12 protein-coding genes and 1 pseudogene are annotated in these 16,980 nt (G+C 73.7%); 5 read left to right on the top strand and 8 right to left on the bottom strand.

Annotated elements, in window-relative coordinates; genetic code table 11:
* Positions 1-3,235: translocation/assembly module TamB domain-containing protein (locus tag MET9862_RS24190; RefSeq protein ID WP_438616651.1), on the bottom strand; the 3,235-nt coding region annotated here is incomplete at its 3' end.
* Positions 3,235-5,178, bottom strand: a complete 1,944-nt coding sequence (locus tag MET9862_RS24185) for an autotransporter assembly complex protein TamA (RefSeq protein ID WP_244612880.1) — start codon at positions 5,176-5,178, stop codon at positions 3,235-3,237. The genes MET9862_RS24185 and MET9862_RS24190, both read right to left, overlap by 1 nt.
* 808 nt (positions 5,179-5,986) lie before the next feature.
* Here MET9862_RS24185 and MET9862_RS24180 point away from each other — a divergent pair.
* The 4 genes from MET9862_RS24180 (at position 5,987) to MET9862_RS24165 (ending at position 9,729) form a co-directional block, all read left to right on the top strand.
* Positions 5,987-6,367 carry a DUF6481 family protein gene (locus MET9862_RS24180; protein ID WP_142585472.1) on the top strand — a complete coding sequence of 127 codons (381 nt, stop codon included), beginning with the start codon at positions 5,987-5,989 and terminating at the stop codon, positions 6,365-6,367.
* Positions 6,368-6,529: 162 nt separating this feature from the next.
* On the top strand, positions 6,530-6,865 hold the full coding sequence (locus MET9862_RS24175) for a hypothetical protein (protein ID WP_142585470.1): 336 nt from the start codon (positions 6,530-6,532) through the stop codon (positions 6,863-6,865).
* A 263-nt stretch (positions 6,866-7,128) separates the two neighbouring features.
* Positions 7,129-9,306 (top strand): glucans biosynthesis glucosyltransferase MdoH, encoded by a 2,178-nt coding sequence (gene mdoH, locus MET9862_RS24170; protein WP_142585469.1) that lies wholly within the window; start codon positions 7,129-7,131, stop codon positions 9,304-9,306.
* Between the two features lie 135 nt (positions 9,307-9,441).
* A complete protein-coding gene (locus MET9862_RS24165; protein ID WP_142585467.1) occupies positions 9,442-9,729 on the top strand; it encodes a hypothetical protein in 288 nt (95 codons plus the stop codon).
* A 152-nt stretch (positions 9,730-9,881) separates the two neighbouring features.
* Here MET9862_RS24165 and MET9862_RS24160 read toward each other — a convergent pair whose 3' ends face one another.
* Entirely contained in the window at positions 9,882-10,919 is a 1,038-nt protein-coding gene (locus tag MET9862_RS24160) for a glutamine synthetase beta-grasp domain-containing protein (protein ID WP_142585465.1), read from the bottom strand.
* Positions 10,920-11,360: 441 nt separating this feature from the next.
* Here MET9862_RS24160 and MET9862_RS24155 point away from each other — a divergent pair, with 441 nt between their 5' ends.
* Positions 11,361-11,546 carry a DUF2735 domain-containing protein gene (locus MET9862_RS24155; protein WP_142585462.1) on the top strand — a complete coding sequence of 62 codons (186 nt, stop codon included), beginning with the start codon at positions 11,361-11,363 and terminating at the stop codon, positions 11,544-11,546.
* Between the two features lie 6 nt (positions 11,547-11,552).
* On the opposite strand, the gene MET9862_RS24150 is transcribed toward MET9862_RS24155, so the two are convergent.
* The 5 genes and pseudogenes from MET9862_RS24150 to MET9862_RS24130 form a co-directional block, all read right to left on the bottom strand.
* Positions 11,553-12,494 carry a glutaminase gene (locus MET9862_RS24150; protein ID WP_142585460.1) on the bottom strand — a complete coding sequence of 314 codons (942 nt, stop codon included), beginning with the start codon at positions 12,492-12,494 and terminating at the stop codon, positions 11,553-11,555.
* Positions 12,491-15,265: a molybdopterin-dependent oxidoreductase gene (locus tag MET9862_RS24145; protein WP_142585458.1), complete on the bottom strand. Its 2,775-nt coding sequence runs from the start codon at positions 15,263-15,265 to the stop codon at positions 12,491-12,493. The genes MET9862_RS24150 and MET9862_RS24145 overlap by 4 nt, the downstream gene beginning before the upstream one ends.
* Positions 15,265-16,116 carry an FAD binding domain-containing protein gene (locus tag MET9862_RS24140; RefSeq protein ID WP_142585456.1) on the bottom strand — a complete coding sequence of 284 codons (852 nt, stop codon included), beginning with the start codon at positions 16,114-16,116 and terminating at the stop codon, positions 15,265-15,267. Before MET9862_RS24140 ends, MET9862_RS24145 begins: the two co-directional genes overlap by 1 nt.
* A gap of 250 nt (positions 16,117-16,366) precedes the next feature.
* Entirely contained in the window at positions 16,367-16,642 is a 276-nt protein-coding gene (locus MET9862_RS24135; protein ID WP_142585454.1) for a YiaA/YiaB family inner membrane protein, read from the bottom strand.
* A gap of 144 nt (positions 16,643-16,786) precedes the next feature.
* Positions 16,787-16,980: pseudogene (locus MET9862_RS24130) on the bottom strand (PspA/IM30 family protein); the annotation flags it as partial.

The following is a 16,980-nucleotide window of genomic DNA, read 5'->3' as shown; positions in this document are numbered from 1 at the left end:
GCCAACGGCTTGTGGTGGACGCGCGGGTCCGGATCTGACCGGAGCGGTCCCGCCGCTCCCTTCCGATCCTGCCCGGACGGGGCCGAGGTCGACGGGCGGCCAGCGTGCCGCCGGCCCGGGCATCCACGGCGACGCGGCCGGCCACGCGCTGGCCGCCGGCCGCGAGCAGGCTGTTGGCGAGCGCGAGGTCGAGGCTGCCGCGGGCGGTGAGCGCCAGGGCGCCGCCCGTCTCGGCCGGCAGGGAGCCGCCGAGCACGAGGTCCACGCCGCGGCCGGCGCTGACGCGGCCGTCGAGGCCGATGCGGCCGTCCGACAGGGTGCCCGAGGCCCGTGCCTCCACCGGCGGCAGGCCGGCCTTGCGGGTCTCCGGCGTCACCGCCTTGGCGAGGCTGAAGGCGTAGCGGCCCTCCGGGCGCTCCGGGTGACCGTGCAGGCTTGCCTCGCCGTCGAGGGTGCCAGACAGGGCGAGCTTCGGGCTCGCGATGCGGGCGAGCGCCAGCGGCAGGGCCTTGATGGCGAGCTGCAGGTCGATGGCGTCGCGCCCGGCCCTTCCGGCGAGGGTCAGCCGGCCGGAGCCGGCCGCGACCGCAAGGGAATCGATCGCGACGGCGCCGTCGGCGAAGGTCACGGTGGCCGGGGCGGCGAGAGCCAGCCGGTCGGCGCCGCGGGCGGCGGAGAAGCGCTGCAGCGCGACCCGCAGGGGCGGCCCGGCGACGAGGCGGGCGGCGCCGTCGAGGTCGAAGCCGCGGGCCTTGGCCCTCAGCGTCACGTCGCTCGCCTCCGCCCCGCCGGCGGCGGTGAGGCGCAGCGTGTCGAGGCTCTCGCCGGCAGCGATCAGCCGATCGGCCTCCACATGCCCGTCGATCCGGGGTGCGCCGGTGAGGTCGCGGCCGGTGAGGTTCGCGTCGAGGCGGGCGAGGCCGATCTCCCCGGCCCGGAGCGCGGCGGCCTGGGCCCGGAGCGCGGCGTCCTGGCGCCCGCCCTGGCGGGCGAGGCTGAGGTCGGCCTCCAGGCTGCCGCTGAGGCGGGTCAGCGCCAGGGGCGAGAGGTCGTCGAGATCCGCGGCGCGGAGGGCGAGCGCCCCCTCGGCGAGGCCGCCCGCGAGGCCGAGCCGGGCCTGCCCCGTCAGGCTCGCCGAGCCGAGGGAGAGGGCGAGCCGGTCGAGCACCCAATCGCCGTCGCCCTGCCCCAGATGCAGGCTGCCGGACAGCGCCTTGCCGCCGACGCTGCCGGCCAGGGTCACGCTGCCGTCCGGGTGGCCCAGCGCGTCCTTCAGCACGGCGTCGGCGCGCAAGGCCCGCACCGGACGGCCGAGCGCCGAGGCCTCCGGCGCATCGATCAGGGCGGCGATGTCGGGCCGCAGCAGGGTGCCGGAGAGCCGGCCGGACAGGCTCGCCCGGCCGCCCAGGCGCGGGTCGAGGGCAGCGAGATCCTTGAGGTCGACGGCGGCGCGGGCATCGGCGAGGCGGGCGGTGGCCTGGCCCTCCAGCCGCGCGACCACGTGCGTGCCCTCCAGCCGCACGGCGTCGAAGCCGTAGCCGTCATAGAGCGTGGCGAGGCGGCCGGTGAGACGCGGAGCCGCGCCGAGCAGCCGGTCGAGGCGAGGCTCGGACAGGGCGAGGCCGTGGGCGCGCAGGTCGATCTGGGCGGAGACCGCCTTGCGCGCGGGGTCGCCGCCGAGCTTCGCCGTCCCGTCGAGCCCGCCTGCCAGCGCGCGGCCGGCGAGGCCGGAGAAGACCGCGAGGTCGGGCAGCGCGCCCTCCACCGTGCCGGTCAGCGTATTGCGCCCGATGTGGCCGGCATAGGCGGCCTTCAGCGTCGGCGCCTCCACCCTGAGCGTCGCGACACTGAGCGTGTTGTCGGGCTCGACCACCCCCGCGAAGACGAGGCCCGCGCGTCCGCCGATCGCCCGCTGCAGGGCGGGGTCGGCGAGGCGCAATCCCTCGACCGTCGCGTCGGCCGCGAGGGCGAATCGGTCGGCGCCGGTGGGCTCGGCCTTCAGGTTCGCCTCGATCCGGTCGAGGGCACTGTCGGCGGCGCGAAGCCCCGCGGCCCGCAAGGTTCCGAGCGCGCGCGGGCGGGCGAGCGGGCCCTTCAGGCTGCCGTCGAAGATGAGGCTCGCGATCTCGGCCCGGTCGGCCTTGGTGACGCCGCCCTCGGTCGGGACGGCGCGGGCCTGGACGAGGAGATCGGCGTTGCGCTGCGCGTCGAGGGTGCCGCGCGCCTCCAGCCGGGCGGTGCGGGAGGCGAGTTCCAGCCGGTCGAGGGTGAGCGCGCCGCTATCGGCGATGCGCAGCCCGCCTTCGAGCTTGGTCGTGCCCGAGAACACCGCGGCGGCGGGGCCCGGCAGCAGGCCCTCGACCCGGGCGGCGAGATCGAGGGAGAGGCGCCGCTCGGCCCCGATCCGCGAGATCTTCGCACCCCCCTTGGCGCCGACCCCGACGCCGGCATCGAAATCGAGGCGGGCGTTCCAGGCGTCGAGCGTGCCGCGCCCGTCGAGGTCGAGGGCGATCGGCGGCTCGCCCGGAACGTTCAACCCCTTCGAGAGCAGGCCGCCCGCGGGCTCGGTGAGGGTGGTCTTCACCTCCAGCCGCTCGCCCTTGGGCACGAACAGCAGGCGGGCCGCGAACTGGCCGCCCGCATCGACCCGGCGCACGCCGAGATCGAGGTCGAGTCCCTCGGCCGGGTTGCCGAGCTTGACCTTGCCGCTCGCCGTGAGCCGCGCCGCCTGGCCGGCGATGGCCTCGCCGAGATCGAGGGCGTCGAGGCGGAAGGCCTTGACCTCGACCTTCACCGGCAGGTCGGGCAGCAGGGTGCCGTCGGGCTCCTCGGTCGGCGGGTTGGCGGCGGGGACGGGACGGCGCAGCACCTCGATCCGCCCGACCTCCAGGCTGTCCACCTCGAGCCGCCCCGAGAGCAGGGCGAGGCGGCGCCAGACGATGCGGGCCCGGTCGAGCCGCAGCCAGACGCCGTCGCGGTCGCTGATCGCCACGTCGCGGATGGTGGCGTCCGAGGAGAGCGCCCCGTCCACCGCGCCGATCGAGACCCGCGAGGCCGGCGTGGAGAGCGCCTTCGAGAGGATCCCGCCGAGCACGCTCTTCTCGCCCTCGTCGGCGGCGCGGGTCGCGGGGGCGGCGAGGACGAGGACGAGCACGACGCCTGCCGCGATCCTCCCTCCCCCCTTTGTGGGGGACGGAAAGCGGGCGACGCGTTCGGGCTGTTTCCGAGACGCCATCAGAAGGCCTGCCCCAGGCTGATGTAGAGCGCCACCGGGTGCTCGCGGTTGCCCTTGATCCGGTCGAGGGGGAAGGCGAGGTCCACGCGGATCGGGCCGATGGCGGTGTAGTAGCGCAGCCCCAGGCCGACCGCCGTCCGGATGCGCTCGTCGAAATCGGGCAATTCGCCGGCGAAGGCCGTGCCGGCATCGAAGAACGGGACCACGCCGATCGTGTCGGTGACCTTGATGCGCGCCTCCAGCGAGGCCTCGAGCAGGCTGCGCCCGCCCACCGGCAGGTTGAAGGGCCCGCGCGGGCCCAGCGTGCGGTAGGGGAAGCCGCGCACCGAGCCGCCGCCACCCGCGAAGAAGCGGATATTGGCCGGGATCTCGTCGAGGCGCGCCCCCGAGATCGAGCCGAAGCCGAGGCGGCCGGCGAGGACGTACCAGCCGTCGTCGTCGAGCGCGTAATAGGCCGAGCCTTGCGCCTTCGCCACGAAGATCGACGGATCGGAGCCGAGGAAGCCGGCATAGGGCGTCGCCGAGGCCGTGAGGCGGATGCCCCGCGTCGGGTCGAGCAGGCTGTCGGTCGAATCGTAGGAGAGCGAGGCGCCGAGGCCGATCAGGCGGTAATCCACCTTGCCGAGGGCGTCCTGGGAGCGGCCGGCCTGCCCGTCGAGATTCACCTGCGCGAAGAAGGTGTCCGAGACGCGGTGGCGGATGCCCACCGTCGCTCCGCCCCCGTCCACGACGTAGGATTGCTGCGCCTCCCGCCCCGCGAAGGCGCTCGCCACGAGGTCGTTGCGGGTGCCCCAGAGCGCCGGCTTCACGAAGGTCGCCTGGAGCCGCCCGCCGAGCCCGTTCGAATTGATGCCGGCGAGCTTGCGCTGCGTCGCGTAGAGGTCGTTGCCGAGATAGGAGAGGTCGGCGTCCAGGCGCAGGGTCTCGCCCCCGCCGAACAGGTTGCGGTTGGAGTAGGTCGCGCGCACGCCCGGCCCGTCCACCGTGGAGTAGCGCGCCGCGATGCCGAACAGGTTGGTCGGCCGCTCGGTCACGTCCACGAAGATCGGCAGGTTGCCGTCGGCATCGAGCGCCTCGCCCTCGCGGATGCGGATGGAGCCCAGGGCCTCGACCTTGGTGAGCGCCTTGCGCATGTCGGCGAGCGCCTTGGGCGAATAGGGATCGCCCGGCTCCGTGTAGATGAAGGAGCGCACCACCGCCGGGTCGAGTCCGTCCGTGCCGCGCACCGTCACCGCGCCGAGCCCGGCCACGGGACCCGGATCCACGGTGAAGGTCACGTCCATGGCCTGGGCCGCGTCGTCCACCACGGGATCGCGCGACACCACCTTGGCGAAGGGATGGCCTTGCGCCCGCAGCCGGTCGACGATCGCCGCCTCGCGGGCGAGCACCGCGGCCGAGCGGGCCGGGGTGTCGGGATCGACCCGGGTCAGGCGCTCGGGCAGCAGCTCCGCGGGGAGCGGGCGCCCGGCCCGGTCGCGCACGCCGATCCGGCGGAGATGGTAGAGGGGCCCGGGATCGACCGCGACCTTGACGGGCACGAGGGTCCGCGCCCGGTCGCGCTCGGCGGCGCGGGAGGCGGCCAGCAGCGAGGCCTCGCCCGACAGCGTCACCTCCCCGACCCGGACGGCGACGCGGCCGGCATAGTAGCCGGAGCCTTCGAGCGCCTCGGGCAGCCGGCGCAGATCCACCTCTGCCCGGCGCACCAGCCCCTCCCCGTCCGGCGGCGGCTCGCGGCGGAGCTTGTGCAGGGCGGAGACGTCCTGCAGCGCGGTGACCAGGGCATCGTCGTCCGCGCCGCGGAACTTCACATCGTAGGGCAGCGCCGTCGCGGAGGGCGCCAGCGGCTCCTCCGTGTCGCCGAACCAGCCGAACAGGTCGAAGGCGGCGGCCGGACCCGGGCAGGACAGGGCGAGCCCGGCGGCGAGCGCCCAGCGCGCCGGGATCCGGGACGGTCCCGAGGGCGGTCTCGCGGACAGCCGCGCGGGATCGCGCCCGCGGCGGATGGACGCCACGGGAGAGCGGCCGCACTGGGGCGGCGGCACCCTCACGCCGGAATCGACCGCATGCCTCTGGCGGTATCGGTCATGGTTGAAGCCCCCCGCTTCAGGTATCGGCACCGCGCGGCGGCTCGGAAGCACCGCGAACGGGCCGCGACCGGGAAGCCGGGACGGGGGCGCGACGCCCCGCGGATCCGCCGCAGGCCTCCCACCCGCGATCGTCCGAGCGTAGCTGGACCGGCCGGATCCGACAACCTTGGGGCTTCCGGCGGCCCGCCGCGCGCCGCGATCCACACGGATCTCCGAGGATCTCCACAGGGCCCTGTGGAGAGCGGGGCGCCCTGTGGCGCCGGCGCATGGCGGTGACGCATGGCGCCCCGGCCGCCCGCGCGGGGCGCCGCGGCGGCTTCGATCTTGCCGCAGGGGCCGGAAGATCCTATGTGACGGCTCACCAGACGAAGCCGCGCATCTCCCCGTTCCGGGCCAGGGCGGCTTCAGATCTCGAGGCTGCCTGAGACATTTCGGCATCCCTTGGTGAGAACTTTCGAGAGAATGGCGGCAAATGTCAGCGTCGGCAGCGCTTTCGGCGTCTGCTTCGGTTGCATTGGGCGGAGCCTTCGGCCATTGCCACCCCGTCCCGCCGCGCGCGCGGCCCTAGACCGTCCGTCGAGGGCCGTCATCCCATGTCCGGCCCGGCCCTGAGAGGGCTGGATCAGCCGGGAAACGCGAACGACCACGCCACGAGAAAGGCCATATGAGCGCATTCGACTACAGGAACTTCGACGACCGCCGCCAGAACTCCGCCAATGCCAAGGCCGCTCTCTTGGCAAAGTTCAAGGCCCGTCCCCCCTCCGACGACCCGGAGGTGATCGCGAAGGCCAAGGCCCGCGCCGAGATCGCCCGCGCCCGTGACGAGCGTACCCGCGAGCGCGAGGCCGCCCGCGTCGCCGCAGAGCTGAAGGCCGCGGAGGAGAAGCGCCAGCGCGAGGAGGCGGAACTCGCCGCCCAGATCGCCCGCGAGCAGGCTGAGCTGCAGGCCACGCAGGAGCGCAAGGCCTCCGAGCTAGCCGCCAAGAAGGCCGCCCGCGACGCGCGCTACGCCGCCCGCAAGGCCAAGGCCAAGGTCAAGCGCTAAGGTCGAGCGCAGACGCGCCGACCCGTACGCCGCCGGGCGAGATCCGGCGGCCGCGACGGTCCCCGACGACGCCGTCCGCTCCCCGAGCGGGCGGCGTCGTCGCGTTCGGACCCGTTGCCGCCGCCGGGGCCCGGTCCATCTGACCGGGCGGAGGAGATGCCCATGCGCCGAGATTCCCCTGCCGGCCGGACCCTCGTGGTCGTGGCCGGCCTGATGCTGCCGACCGCCCCTGTGACGGCCGCGCCGGATGCTCCGCCGGTCGCTGCGCCCGATGCCCGCGCGATTCCGGCCTGCGACAGCCTCGTGGCCCTGCGCCAGCTCGCCGCGGCTGCGCAGGAGGACCGGGCCCGCGCGGCCGCGCAGGTCTCCGTCCAGGCCGGATGCCGCCTGGTGCCGCGCGACGCGGTCGGCGCGGTCGAGCGCCGGGCGATGTTCGGCGGCGCGCCCTACGAGTGCCTCGCCGTCGCCACCGGCGGCTGCCTCTGGGTGCTGCCTTAGAGCGCTCTCCGCCGAAGGGGATGCGGTTTTTTCGAAAGAGAGCGCGTCAGAACAGGGGCTTAGGGTCGCTCCCGGCTGCCGCGTGATCGGGAACGGCTCTGGGCCGTGTGGTGATCGGTTGGTTAGCGGGAGGTTCGGCTGCCGCGCGGTGTGTCGGGCGTGCCGCAGGCGGCGTGCATTTGTTCGGGACATGCGCCTAAAGAGTGGCGCCGAACGTTCCGCCCCGGGGTCATCGTCCCCGCCTCTGAGGATCCCCGCTCGCCGTGCGCATCGACGACATCCCCCGCCCCGCCCCGGCCGAAGCGCGCGGATCCGCGCCCGATTTCGCCCCCGCGATGCCGCCGGAGGCGCCGCTGCCGATGCCGGTGCAGGATCTCGCGCGCTTCGACCGGGGCACGGCGCGCCGGCCGGTGCGGCGGCGCAGGGCGCCCGTCGCCGCCCGCCTCTTCGTCTTCGGCGGGGCGCTCGCCCTCACCGCCTATGGCGGCTGGCAGATGTACGAGACGGTCTCGGTGTCGGGCAGCCCGACCCTGCTCCAGCTCGTCCTCGTCGCGCTCTTCGTGCTGACCTTCTCGTGGATCGCCCTGGCCTTCACGAGCGCCGTGCTCGGCTTCCTCGTGCTGCTGCGCCGTCCGTCGCTGCCGCCGGCGCCGGAGCGGCTCTCGGCCCGCACGGCGATCCTGATGCCCGTCTACAACGAGGCGACCGCGCGCACCTTCGCCGGAATCGAGGCGATGCACGAGGCGGTCGAGGCCACGGGCCTCGGCGCGCAGTTCGACTGGTTCGTGCTCTCCGATTCGACGCAAGCCGATGCCTGGATCGCCGAGGAGCGCGCCTTCCTGAGCCTGCGCGACCGGCTGGGCCCGGGCGCGCGGCTCTACTATCGCCACCGGCCGAAGAACCACCACCGCAAGGCCGGCAACATCGCCGATTTCGTCACCCGCTGGGGCGGCGCCTACGACCACATGCTGGTCCTCGACGCCGACAGCCTGCTCTCCGGCGACTGCGTGGTGCGCCTCGCGGCCGCGATGGAGGCGGACCCGGATGCGGGCATCATCCAGTCGCTGCCGCTCATCATCAACCGCAACACGCTCTTCGCCCGGGTCCAGCAATTCGCGGCGCGGATCTACGGGCCGGTCATCGCCACGGGCCTGAGCCACTGGTCGGGCCGCGACGGCAATTACTGGGGTCACAACGCGATCATCCGGACGCGGGCCTTCGCGGAATCCTGCGGCCTGCCCGACCTGCCGGGCCGCCCGCCCTTCGGCGGCCACGTGCTCAGCCACGACTTCGTCGAGGCGGCGCTGATCCGGCGCGCGGGCTGGGACGTCACCATGCTGCCGACCCTGCCCGGCTCCTACGAGGAGAGCCCGCCCTCGCTGATCGACGTCGCCGTGCGCGACCGGCGCTGGGCGCAGGGCAATCTGCAGCACAGCCGCATCATCGGCGCGGCCGGCCTGCACTTCGCATCGCGCCAGCACTTCGCCACCGGCATCGCCGGCTACCTCGCCTCGCCCTTCTGGCTGCTCCAGCTCGTGGTCGGCATCGCGCTCGCCCTGCAGACGGCCTATGTGAAGCCCGAATATTTCGCGCAGGGGCTCGCCCTCTACCCCGTCTTCCCCCGCTTCGACCCGGTGCGCGCCCTGCAGCTCTTCGGGCTGACCATGGGCATCCTGCTCGCCCCGAAGGGCCTCGGCCTGATCCTCGCGCTTCTGGACACGCAGGTGCGCCGGGCCTGCGGCGGCGCGGGGCGGCTCGTCGCCTCCTGCCTGCTCGAGATCCTGCTCTCGGCGCTGCTGGCGCCGGTCGCCATGGTGATCCAGTCGGGCTCGGTCGCCGGTATCCTGCTCGGGCGCGACACCGGCTGGAACCCGCAGCGGCGCGACGACGGCTCGATCCCCTGGCGCGCCATCGTCGCCCGCCACCGCTGGCACACCCTGCTCGGTCTGGTGGCCGGCGTCGCGGCCTTCGCGATCGCCACCTCGCTCTTCCTCTGGATGTCGCCGACGATCCTCGGCCTCGTCCTGGCGATCCCGATCTCCTGGGCGAGCGGCCATCTCGGCTTCGGCCTCGCCCTCAAGAGCCGCGGCCTGCTGACGACGCCGGAGGAGCGCGACCCGCCCGACATCGCGCTCCGCGCCGGCGCGCTCGCCGCCCGTAACGCGCAAGCCGGCCTCGACGAGGCCGATGCCCTGCGGGCGCTCCACGCCGATGCGGGCCTCGCCGCGGCCCATGCCCGGATGCTGCCGCAGGTCGGTCCCCGCCCGCGCGGACGGATCGACCCCGACCACATCCTGGCTCAGGCCAAGGTGGTGGAGGCGGAGACGCTGGACGAGGCCGCCGCCTGGCTCGGCCCGAAGGAGCGCGTGGCGCTCCTGCACGACCGCGCCCTGCTCGACCGGCTCGCGCGGCTCGGTCCCGGCGCACCGGCCCGGTCCTGAGGGTCCTCTCCCGGCCCGGCGCGTGGGGAGGCCGCCGCGGACCTCGGCGGATGCGGCAGGAAAATGCCGTCCGCGATTGAACGGAGTGGCCGGACGCGGGTTTCGTCCGGACTGAAGTCATTCGGAGAAATTGCGATGATGCGTTCCGTTGCCCTGGCCGCCTGCCTCGTCCTGCCGCTCACGGGTGCCGCCCTGGCGCAGGCGGGCGGGCCGGTGAATCCCGGCTCGGGCCCCTCCGCGGGCGGTACGGTCGCCACCGACACCCCCGCGAGCCGCGGGCCCGCGACGACCGCGCCGACCGGCGCGGGTGCCGTCACGGCACCGGGTGCCACCACCGGCACGGTCGCGCCTGGCGCGGCCGGCACCGGCGCCGGCCCCTCGGCCGGCGGCACGATCAACAAGAACACGCCCGCGAACCGCTGAGGCGAAGAATCCGGCGCGCGGAGGGCTTCCGCCCCCGCGCCCGGCAGCCGGATCGAGCCCGGCACCCGAACGCGAAAGGGCCGGCCTCCCGCAGGGGAGGCCGGCCCTTTCGTCGGACGGTCCGCGGCGCGCTGGCGCCGCGGGGGCCGGGATCAGGCGGCGGCCGCGGCCGCGCCGGTCGGGACCTCGGAGATCGTCTTCAGGACCTGGCTGGCGATCTGGTAGGGGTCGCCCATGGAGTTCGGGCGGCGATCCTCAAGATAGCCCTTGTAGTCGTTCTTGACGAAGGAGTGCGGCACGCGGATCGAGGCGCCGCGGTCGGCCACGCCGTAGGAGAACTTGTTCCAGGGCGCCGTCTCGTGCTTGCCGGTCAGGCGCTTGTCGTTGTCCGGGCCGTAGACCGCCATGTGATCTTCGAGGTTCTTCGCGAAGGCGGCCATCAGCGCCTCGAAATAGGCCTTGCCGCCCGTCTCGCGCATATAGGCGGTCGAGAAGTTGCAGTGCATGCCCGAGCCGTTCCAGTCGGTGTCGCCGAGCGGCTTGCAATGGTACTCGATGTCGATCTCGTACTTCTCGCACAGGCGCTGCATCAGGTAGCGCGCCATCCACATCTCGTCGGCGGCCTTCTTGGAGCCCTTGCCGAAGATCTGGAACTCCCACTGGCCCTTGGCCACTTCGGCGTTGATGCCCTCGTGGTTGATGCCGGCGGCGAGGCAGAGGTCGAGATGCTCCTCGACGATCTGGCGGGCGACCGAGCCGACGTTCGAGTAGCCGACGCCGGTGTAGTAGGGGCCCTGCGGAGCCGGGTAGCCGCTCTCGGGGAAGCCGAGCGGGCGGCCGTTCTTGTAGAAGAAGTACTCCTGCTCGAAGCCGAACCAGGCGCCCTCGTCGTCGAGGATGGTGGCGCGCTTGTTCGACTCATGGGGCGTGACGCCGTCCGGCATCATCACCTCGCAGAGCACCAGCACGCCGTTGGTGCGGGCCGGGTCGGGGAAATGGCGGATGGGCTTGAGCATGCAGTCGGACGAGCCGCCCTCGGCCTGCTTGGTCGACGAGCCGTCGAAGCCCCACATCGGAAGCTGCTCGAGGGTCGGGAACTCGGAGAATTCCTTGATCTGCGTCTTGCCGCGGAGGTTCGGGACCGGCGTGTAGCCGTCCAGCCAGATGTATTCGAGCTTGTACTTCGTCATCGCGTTTCTCTCGTCAAACCCTGACAGACAGTCCTGCGTGTGTCGGACCCCGCCCACCATCGACGGCTGTGCGGCCCCTAGCACGCGCCGTGCCATGTGCCCCATCCGGCTGTGGACGGCGCCCGGCGGAGCCGACTTTCCGGGGAACCGGCCGGGTCCCGGCGGCTTATCTCGCCCCGAGGCGGCCTGCTCTGCCGGATGCGCGTTAACGCACACTTTCTGAGCAGTGCCGACGCATCGGCAAAAACGCACATCGAACGGGCAGTGTGTTTTGGATTCGTGGGCGATCACGCATCAGCTGGTTTCGCAAGAGATATGATGCGCAAATTGTCGGCAAAACATGATTTTAGGGGTGCAGATCGCGCAAAGGATAGGCATCTTCCTTCCGACAGCGCTGTCGACGCGTTGAGACCGTATCGCTGACAGGGAGCGTCGAGCCTCATGAACACCGATTTCCACCGCACGTCCGCGAAGATCTACCAGTTCCCGGTGGGCGGCCGCGCGGGCCAGACCCAGCGCGCCGCCGCGGCCCAGCCGGCGCCACGCACCTGTGTGATGGGAAGCGGCTGGTACCACGAGGCGGCGATCCAGGAGGAGGCCGAGCGCAACCGCACCCCGCGCCGCTGAGGACCGTCACACCCCGAAGATCGACCAGCCCATGCGCCGGGTGAGCGCCTCGAGCGCGATGCGGCCGAGATGGGAGTTGCCCGCCGCGTCGAGGCCGGGCGACCAGACCGCGATCGAGGCCTTGCCGGGGGCGACCGCCAGGATACCGCCCCCGACTCCGCTCTTGCCCGGCAGGCCGACCCGGTAGGCGAAGTCGCCCGAGCCGTCGTAATGGCCGCAGGTGAGCATGATCGCGTTGATGCGCCGCGCCCGCTCGGCCGAGATCACCGACAGGCCGGTGGCCGGGTTCACGCCCGAATGCGCGAGGAAGCGGCCGGCCGCCGCGAGCTGGCGGCAGGACATGGCGATGGCGCAGTGGTGGAAATAGACGCCGAGCGTGTACACCACCGGGTTGTCGAGCACGCCGAAGGACTTCATGTAGTTGGCGAGCGCCGCGTTGCGGAAGCCCGTGCGCTGCTCGGAGGCCGCCACCGCCTCGTCGATGACGATGCTGGGATCCTGGGCCAGGAACTGCAGGAAGCGCAGGATCTCGCCGAGCGCCTCCCGCGGCTGGTGGCCCGACAGGATCACGTCGGTGACCGCGATGGCGCCGGCATTGATGAAGGGGTTGCGCGGGATGCCGCGCTCGCGCTCGAGCTGCACGATCGAGTTGAACGGGCTGCCCGAGGGCTCGCGGCCGACCCGCCGCCAGAGCCGGTCGCCGACCATGCCGAGCGCCAGCGTCAGGGTGAAGACCTTCGAGATGCTCTGGATCGAGAAGGGCGTGTCGGCATCGCCCCCGGCGGCGACGCGGCCCTCCGCATCGATCACCACGAGGCCGAACTGGCGCGCGTCGACCTGGGCGAGCTCGGGGATGTAGTCGGCCACCGTGCCGCGGTCGGTCCGCGCGCGCATCTCCTCGGCGATCTCGCGCACGGCCTGTTCGAGCTCGGCGGCTGTGTGGCTCATGCGCGGGTCTCGTCTCGGGCGGGGGCTGGGGCAGAGGTCTGAGCGAGCGCCGCCGCCACGCCGCGGAAGATGCGGTCGGGGGAGAACGGCGTGGCGTGCGGACGGTAGCCGGTGGCGTCGCGGATGGCGTTGGCCAGCGCCGCCGCCACCGGGTTGAACGGGCTCTCGCTCATCGACTTGGCGCCGAGCGGGCCGATCCGGTCGTGGGTGTCGGCGAACAGGACCTGCGTGCGGGGCACGTCCGCGCAGGCCGGCAGGTGGTAGGAGCGGAAGCTGCGGGTGACGACCTCCGGGCCGTCGAGCCGCACCTCTTCATAGAGCGCGGCGCCGATCCCCTGCGCCACCCCGCCCTCGATCTGGCCACGGCACTGCGTCGGGTTGATCACCCGGCCCGCATCCGCCGCGTGGAGGCTGTCGAGGATGCGGACCGCGCCCGTGGCCGCCTGCACGGCCACGCGGAACGCCTGGACGTTGAAGGCGATGGAGCGCGGGCTGCCATCGGCCCGGCCCTCCGCCGCGCGCCCGGCAAAGGCGGCCAGCGCGATCCGCTCGCCCGACGGCAGGGCGACGCCTTCGGCATCCAGGCGGCAGGCGGCGGGATCGGCTCCGCTCCGCCGCGCCGCCTCCGCGCGCAGCGCCTCGGCCAGGGCGAGGGCGGCGCGGTGACTCGCCAGCCCGCCGACCACCGTGCCGGTGCTGCCATAGGCGCCGGTGTCGAACCCGACCGCGTCGGTATCGGCGGCCACCAGCCGGATCCGCTCCGGCGCGGTGCCGAGCGCGGAGGCGGCGAGCTGCGCGTGCACGGTGGCCGTGCCGTTGCCGAACTCGGCGGTCCCCACCTGGAGCGTGTAGGTGCCGTCCGCCTCCAGACGGATGCGGGCCTCGGCCAGATGCCCGCGAGGCGGGATCGTGTCGATCATCGCCAGCGCCATGCCCTGCCCCACCCGCCAGCCGGGCTCGGGCGCGGCGGGCGGCAGCGCCGTCAGGGCGGCCTCGACGTGGTCGAGGCACTGGTCGAGGCCGTAGCTGCCGTACGCCACGTCGTGCGGCTCCAGGCTCGTCGAGATCATGGGGTCGCCGGGGCGGATCACGTTGCGCCGCCGCATGGCGAAGGGGTCGAGGCCGAGCCGGCGCGCCAGCTCGTCCATGGCCGATTCCACCGCGAAGATGGTCTGGCTGAGCCCGTAGCCGCGGAAGGCCCCGGCCGGCACGGTGTTGGTGTAGGCGTTGAACCCATCGACCCGCTTGTTCGGGCACCGATAGACCGCGATCACCTCGTTGCAGCCATGGTGCAGCACGCCGCCGGCATGGTTGGCGTAGGCGCCGGTCTCCGCGACCACGTGGAGCGCGATGGCGGTCAGCGTGCCGTCCGCCTTCGCGCCGAGCCGCACGCGCACCCGCATCGGGTGGCGGGTGGTCGTCGCCACGAACTGCTCCTCGCGGGTCATCTCCCAGACCACGGGCCGCCGGAGCTTCAGCACGGCGAGCGCCACGAGATCCTCGGTCAGCATCTCCTGCTTGCCGCCGAAGCCGCCGCCGACCCGGCCGCAGAGCACGCGCACCTGGGCGCGCGGCAGGTCGTAGAGGGCGCAGAGGGCGTCGCGGGTCAGGAACGGCACCTGCGTCGAGGAACGGATGACGAGGCGGCCGGCCGCATCGATCAGGCCGAGCGCCGCGTGGGTCTCGAGATGGCCATGCTGCACCCGCTGCGAGACGTAGGTACCCTCGTGGATCGCGTGGGCTTGCGCGAAGCCCGCCTCGACGTCGCCGACCGCGCCGTGCACTTCGGCGGCGAGGTTCGGGTGGCTGCGGAGCGGGGGCGCGTCGGCGCCCGGGCGCGGAGGCGGCCGGTCGGCGGGGTCGTGGACGAGGGGCGCGTCCGGGCGCAGCGCCGAGTCCGGGTCGAGCACGGCGGGGCGGATCTCGTAGTCGACGGCGATGCGGGCGAGCGCCGCCTCGGCCGCGGCCTCGCTCTCCGCCACCACCGCGGCGACGCGCTGGCCGGCGAAGCGGATGATCGGGTCGAGCACGCGGGTATCGGCGGCGTCGTCCCGCGGGTCGTGGTGGCGGCCGGTGGAGAACAGAGCGTCCGGCGCGTCCGCATGGGTGAGGACCGCGACGACGCCCGGCAGCGCAAGGGCTTCGGCGGCGTCGATGCGCCGGATGCGGGCCGCGGCGTGGGGCGCGCGCAGCACCTTCATGTGGAGCAGGCCCGGCACCGCCTGGTCGAGGGTGTAGGCGGCCCGCCCCGAGACGATGGCCGGACCCGCCGGCGCCGGGACGCTGCACCCGACCGGATCGCCCGGCCCCGCCTCCGTCCGGGCGATCCCGTCGATGGCGTCGCGGATGGTGCCGTAGCCGGTGCAGCGGCAGAGATTGCCCTTGAGCGCGTCGCCGAGATCCGCCCGCCGGCCTTGGTCGAGGGCGGCCGCCGTCATCACCATCCCGGGCGTGCAGAAGCCGCACTGGAAGCCTTGCGCGGCGAGGAAGGCCGCCTGCATGGGATGGACCGCCTCCGGCACGCCCGCGCCCGGGGTGCAGGGGCCGGCGAGCCCCTCGATCGTGGTGACGCGGCGCCCGGCCGCCCGGAAGGCCGGGGTGATGCAGGCATGGACCGGCTCGCCGTCGAGATGGACGGTGCAGGCGCCGCAATCGCCCGCGTCGCAGCCCTTCTTGCCCCCGAACCAGCCGAGATCGCGCAGCAGGGTGCGCAGGCACTGGCCGGGGCGGGCCGGAACCGCCTGCTCCTGCCCGTTGACGGTGAGGCGCATCACGCCGCCGCCCCCGAGGCGTCTCGTCCCGAAGGATCCTGCTCCGCGAGGTCCCGCCGGATCTCCTCGGCCAGGATTCCCGTGACGTGGCGGCGCCAGTCCGGCGCCCCGTGCACGTCGTCGTCCCAGAGAGCGTCCGGGACCGCCGCGAGGATCTCGGCCAGCGTCTCTGCCTCCGGCACGGCGGGGAGGCGCCATTGCAGGGGCCGGCGCGTGGCGGCGGTGACGGTGAGCGCCCAGCCGGTGGCCCCGCTCGTGCCGATCAGCAGCGCGCCGGAGCGCCCGTCCGGGCTCAAGGCGATCCGCCGGAAGGCGGCGCGGCGGCCGAGCGCGGCGGCCGGCAGGTCGATCCGGCGTAGCACCTCGCCCGGCTCGAGCGCCGTCTCGCCCGGCCCGCGCACGAGGTCGAGGACGGGCAGGCGCCGCTCGCCCCCGTCCGGCGTCCAGATCAGGCCGGTCCCGTCGAGGGCGGCCGTCAGGGCGATCATCGGCCCGGCGGGAAGCGCGAGGCAGAGATTGCCGCCGACGGTCGCGGTGTTGCGCACCTTGAACGAGCCGAGCAGGGCCCGGCAGCACGGCCCGATCAGGGCGGCGGCGGCCGTCCAGCCGGGCGGCAGGTCGAGCCGCTCCAGGGCGGCGAGGGTGCAGGTGGCGGCGATCTCCAGCCCGTCCGGCCCGACCGCGTAGGGCGGCCAGCCGAGGGCGGCGAGATCCACGAGGCGGGCGAGATGCGGCTGCGGCTCGGAGAACAGCCAGGTTCCGCCCGCGAGCCAGGCGTCACCCGCCCGCCAAGCGGGCAGGTCGGCGCGGGCGGCGGGGGCGAGCACGGCCTCGATCGCGTTCAGATCCATCGCGGCCGCCCTCGCAAGACTCCGTCCACTCGGGCGGTATCGCGGATCCGGTGGCCGGCTCAAGGCCGTCGCTGTCCCGTCTCTCCGGCAGAGGGGTGGACGCTGCCGGATGGAGCGCGACCGTAGCAACAGCCTATCCCAGCCGCCCGCCTCAGGATGAGGTCGCGGATGGGGCAGAGCCGTCAGACCCGACCTGGACGGAGCCGAGCGGAACCTGGGCGGCCCCGAGTCCCGTGGAGAGCGCCGGACCTCACTCCCGCCCCACCGTCATCAGCAGGCGCTCGGTCTTGGCGTCCTCGATGCGGTTGACCATGCGGCGGGACTCGTGGACGTCGCGCACCGTCTTGGTCAGGGTCACGCAGGACTGGACCAGCATCACCGCGCCCATGGCGAAGTAGCCCTTGAGCCAGATGTCGACCGGCATGAACACGATGCCGAGCGCCACCATCGCGATGGAGCCGATGAACGAGGCGTAGGTGAAGCTCACCCAGCCGGAGGAATGCTGCGCGGCGTTGTCCTGGGTCATGATCGTGTCTCCTGAATATCGGCCTGACTGCGTGGGACGGATCGTCGGGGTTGGTCTCGTGGTGCCCCGGCCTCGCCGCCGGGGCTCGTCTCGTGGTGCCCCGGCCTTCGCCGGGGCCTGGGGCAGGCCGCGCGGGGCGCGGCGTCAGACGGTCTCGGGCTGCTGCGCGGCCCGGCGCAGGCGCTCCAGCACGGCGCCGCCGCTCTGCTGCGGGCCGGGGCCGAAGCCCTCCCGCTCCAGGCGCTCGCTCAAGGAGCGGCCGGGATCGGCCTCGGCCAGCGCCGCCTCGGTGTCGGCAGCCTCCGCTTGCAGCTCGCGCAGCCGCGCCAGGGTCGCCT

It is taken from the genome of Methylobacterium symbioticum (genome assembly GCF_902141845.1).
GTDB lineage: Bacteria > Pseudomonadota > Alphaproteobacteria > Rhizobiales > Beijerinckiaceae > Methylobacterium > Methylobacterium symbioticum.
The sequence above is the reverse complement of the archived record's forward strand: the minus strand, read 5'-3'. Positions and strand labels throughout refer to the sequence as shown.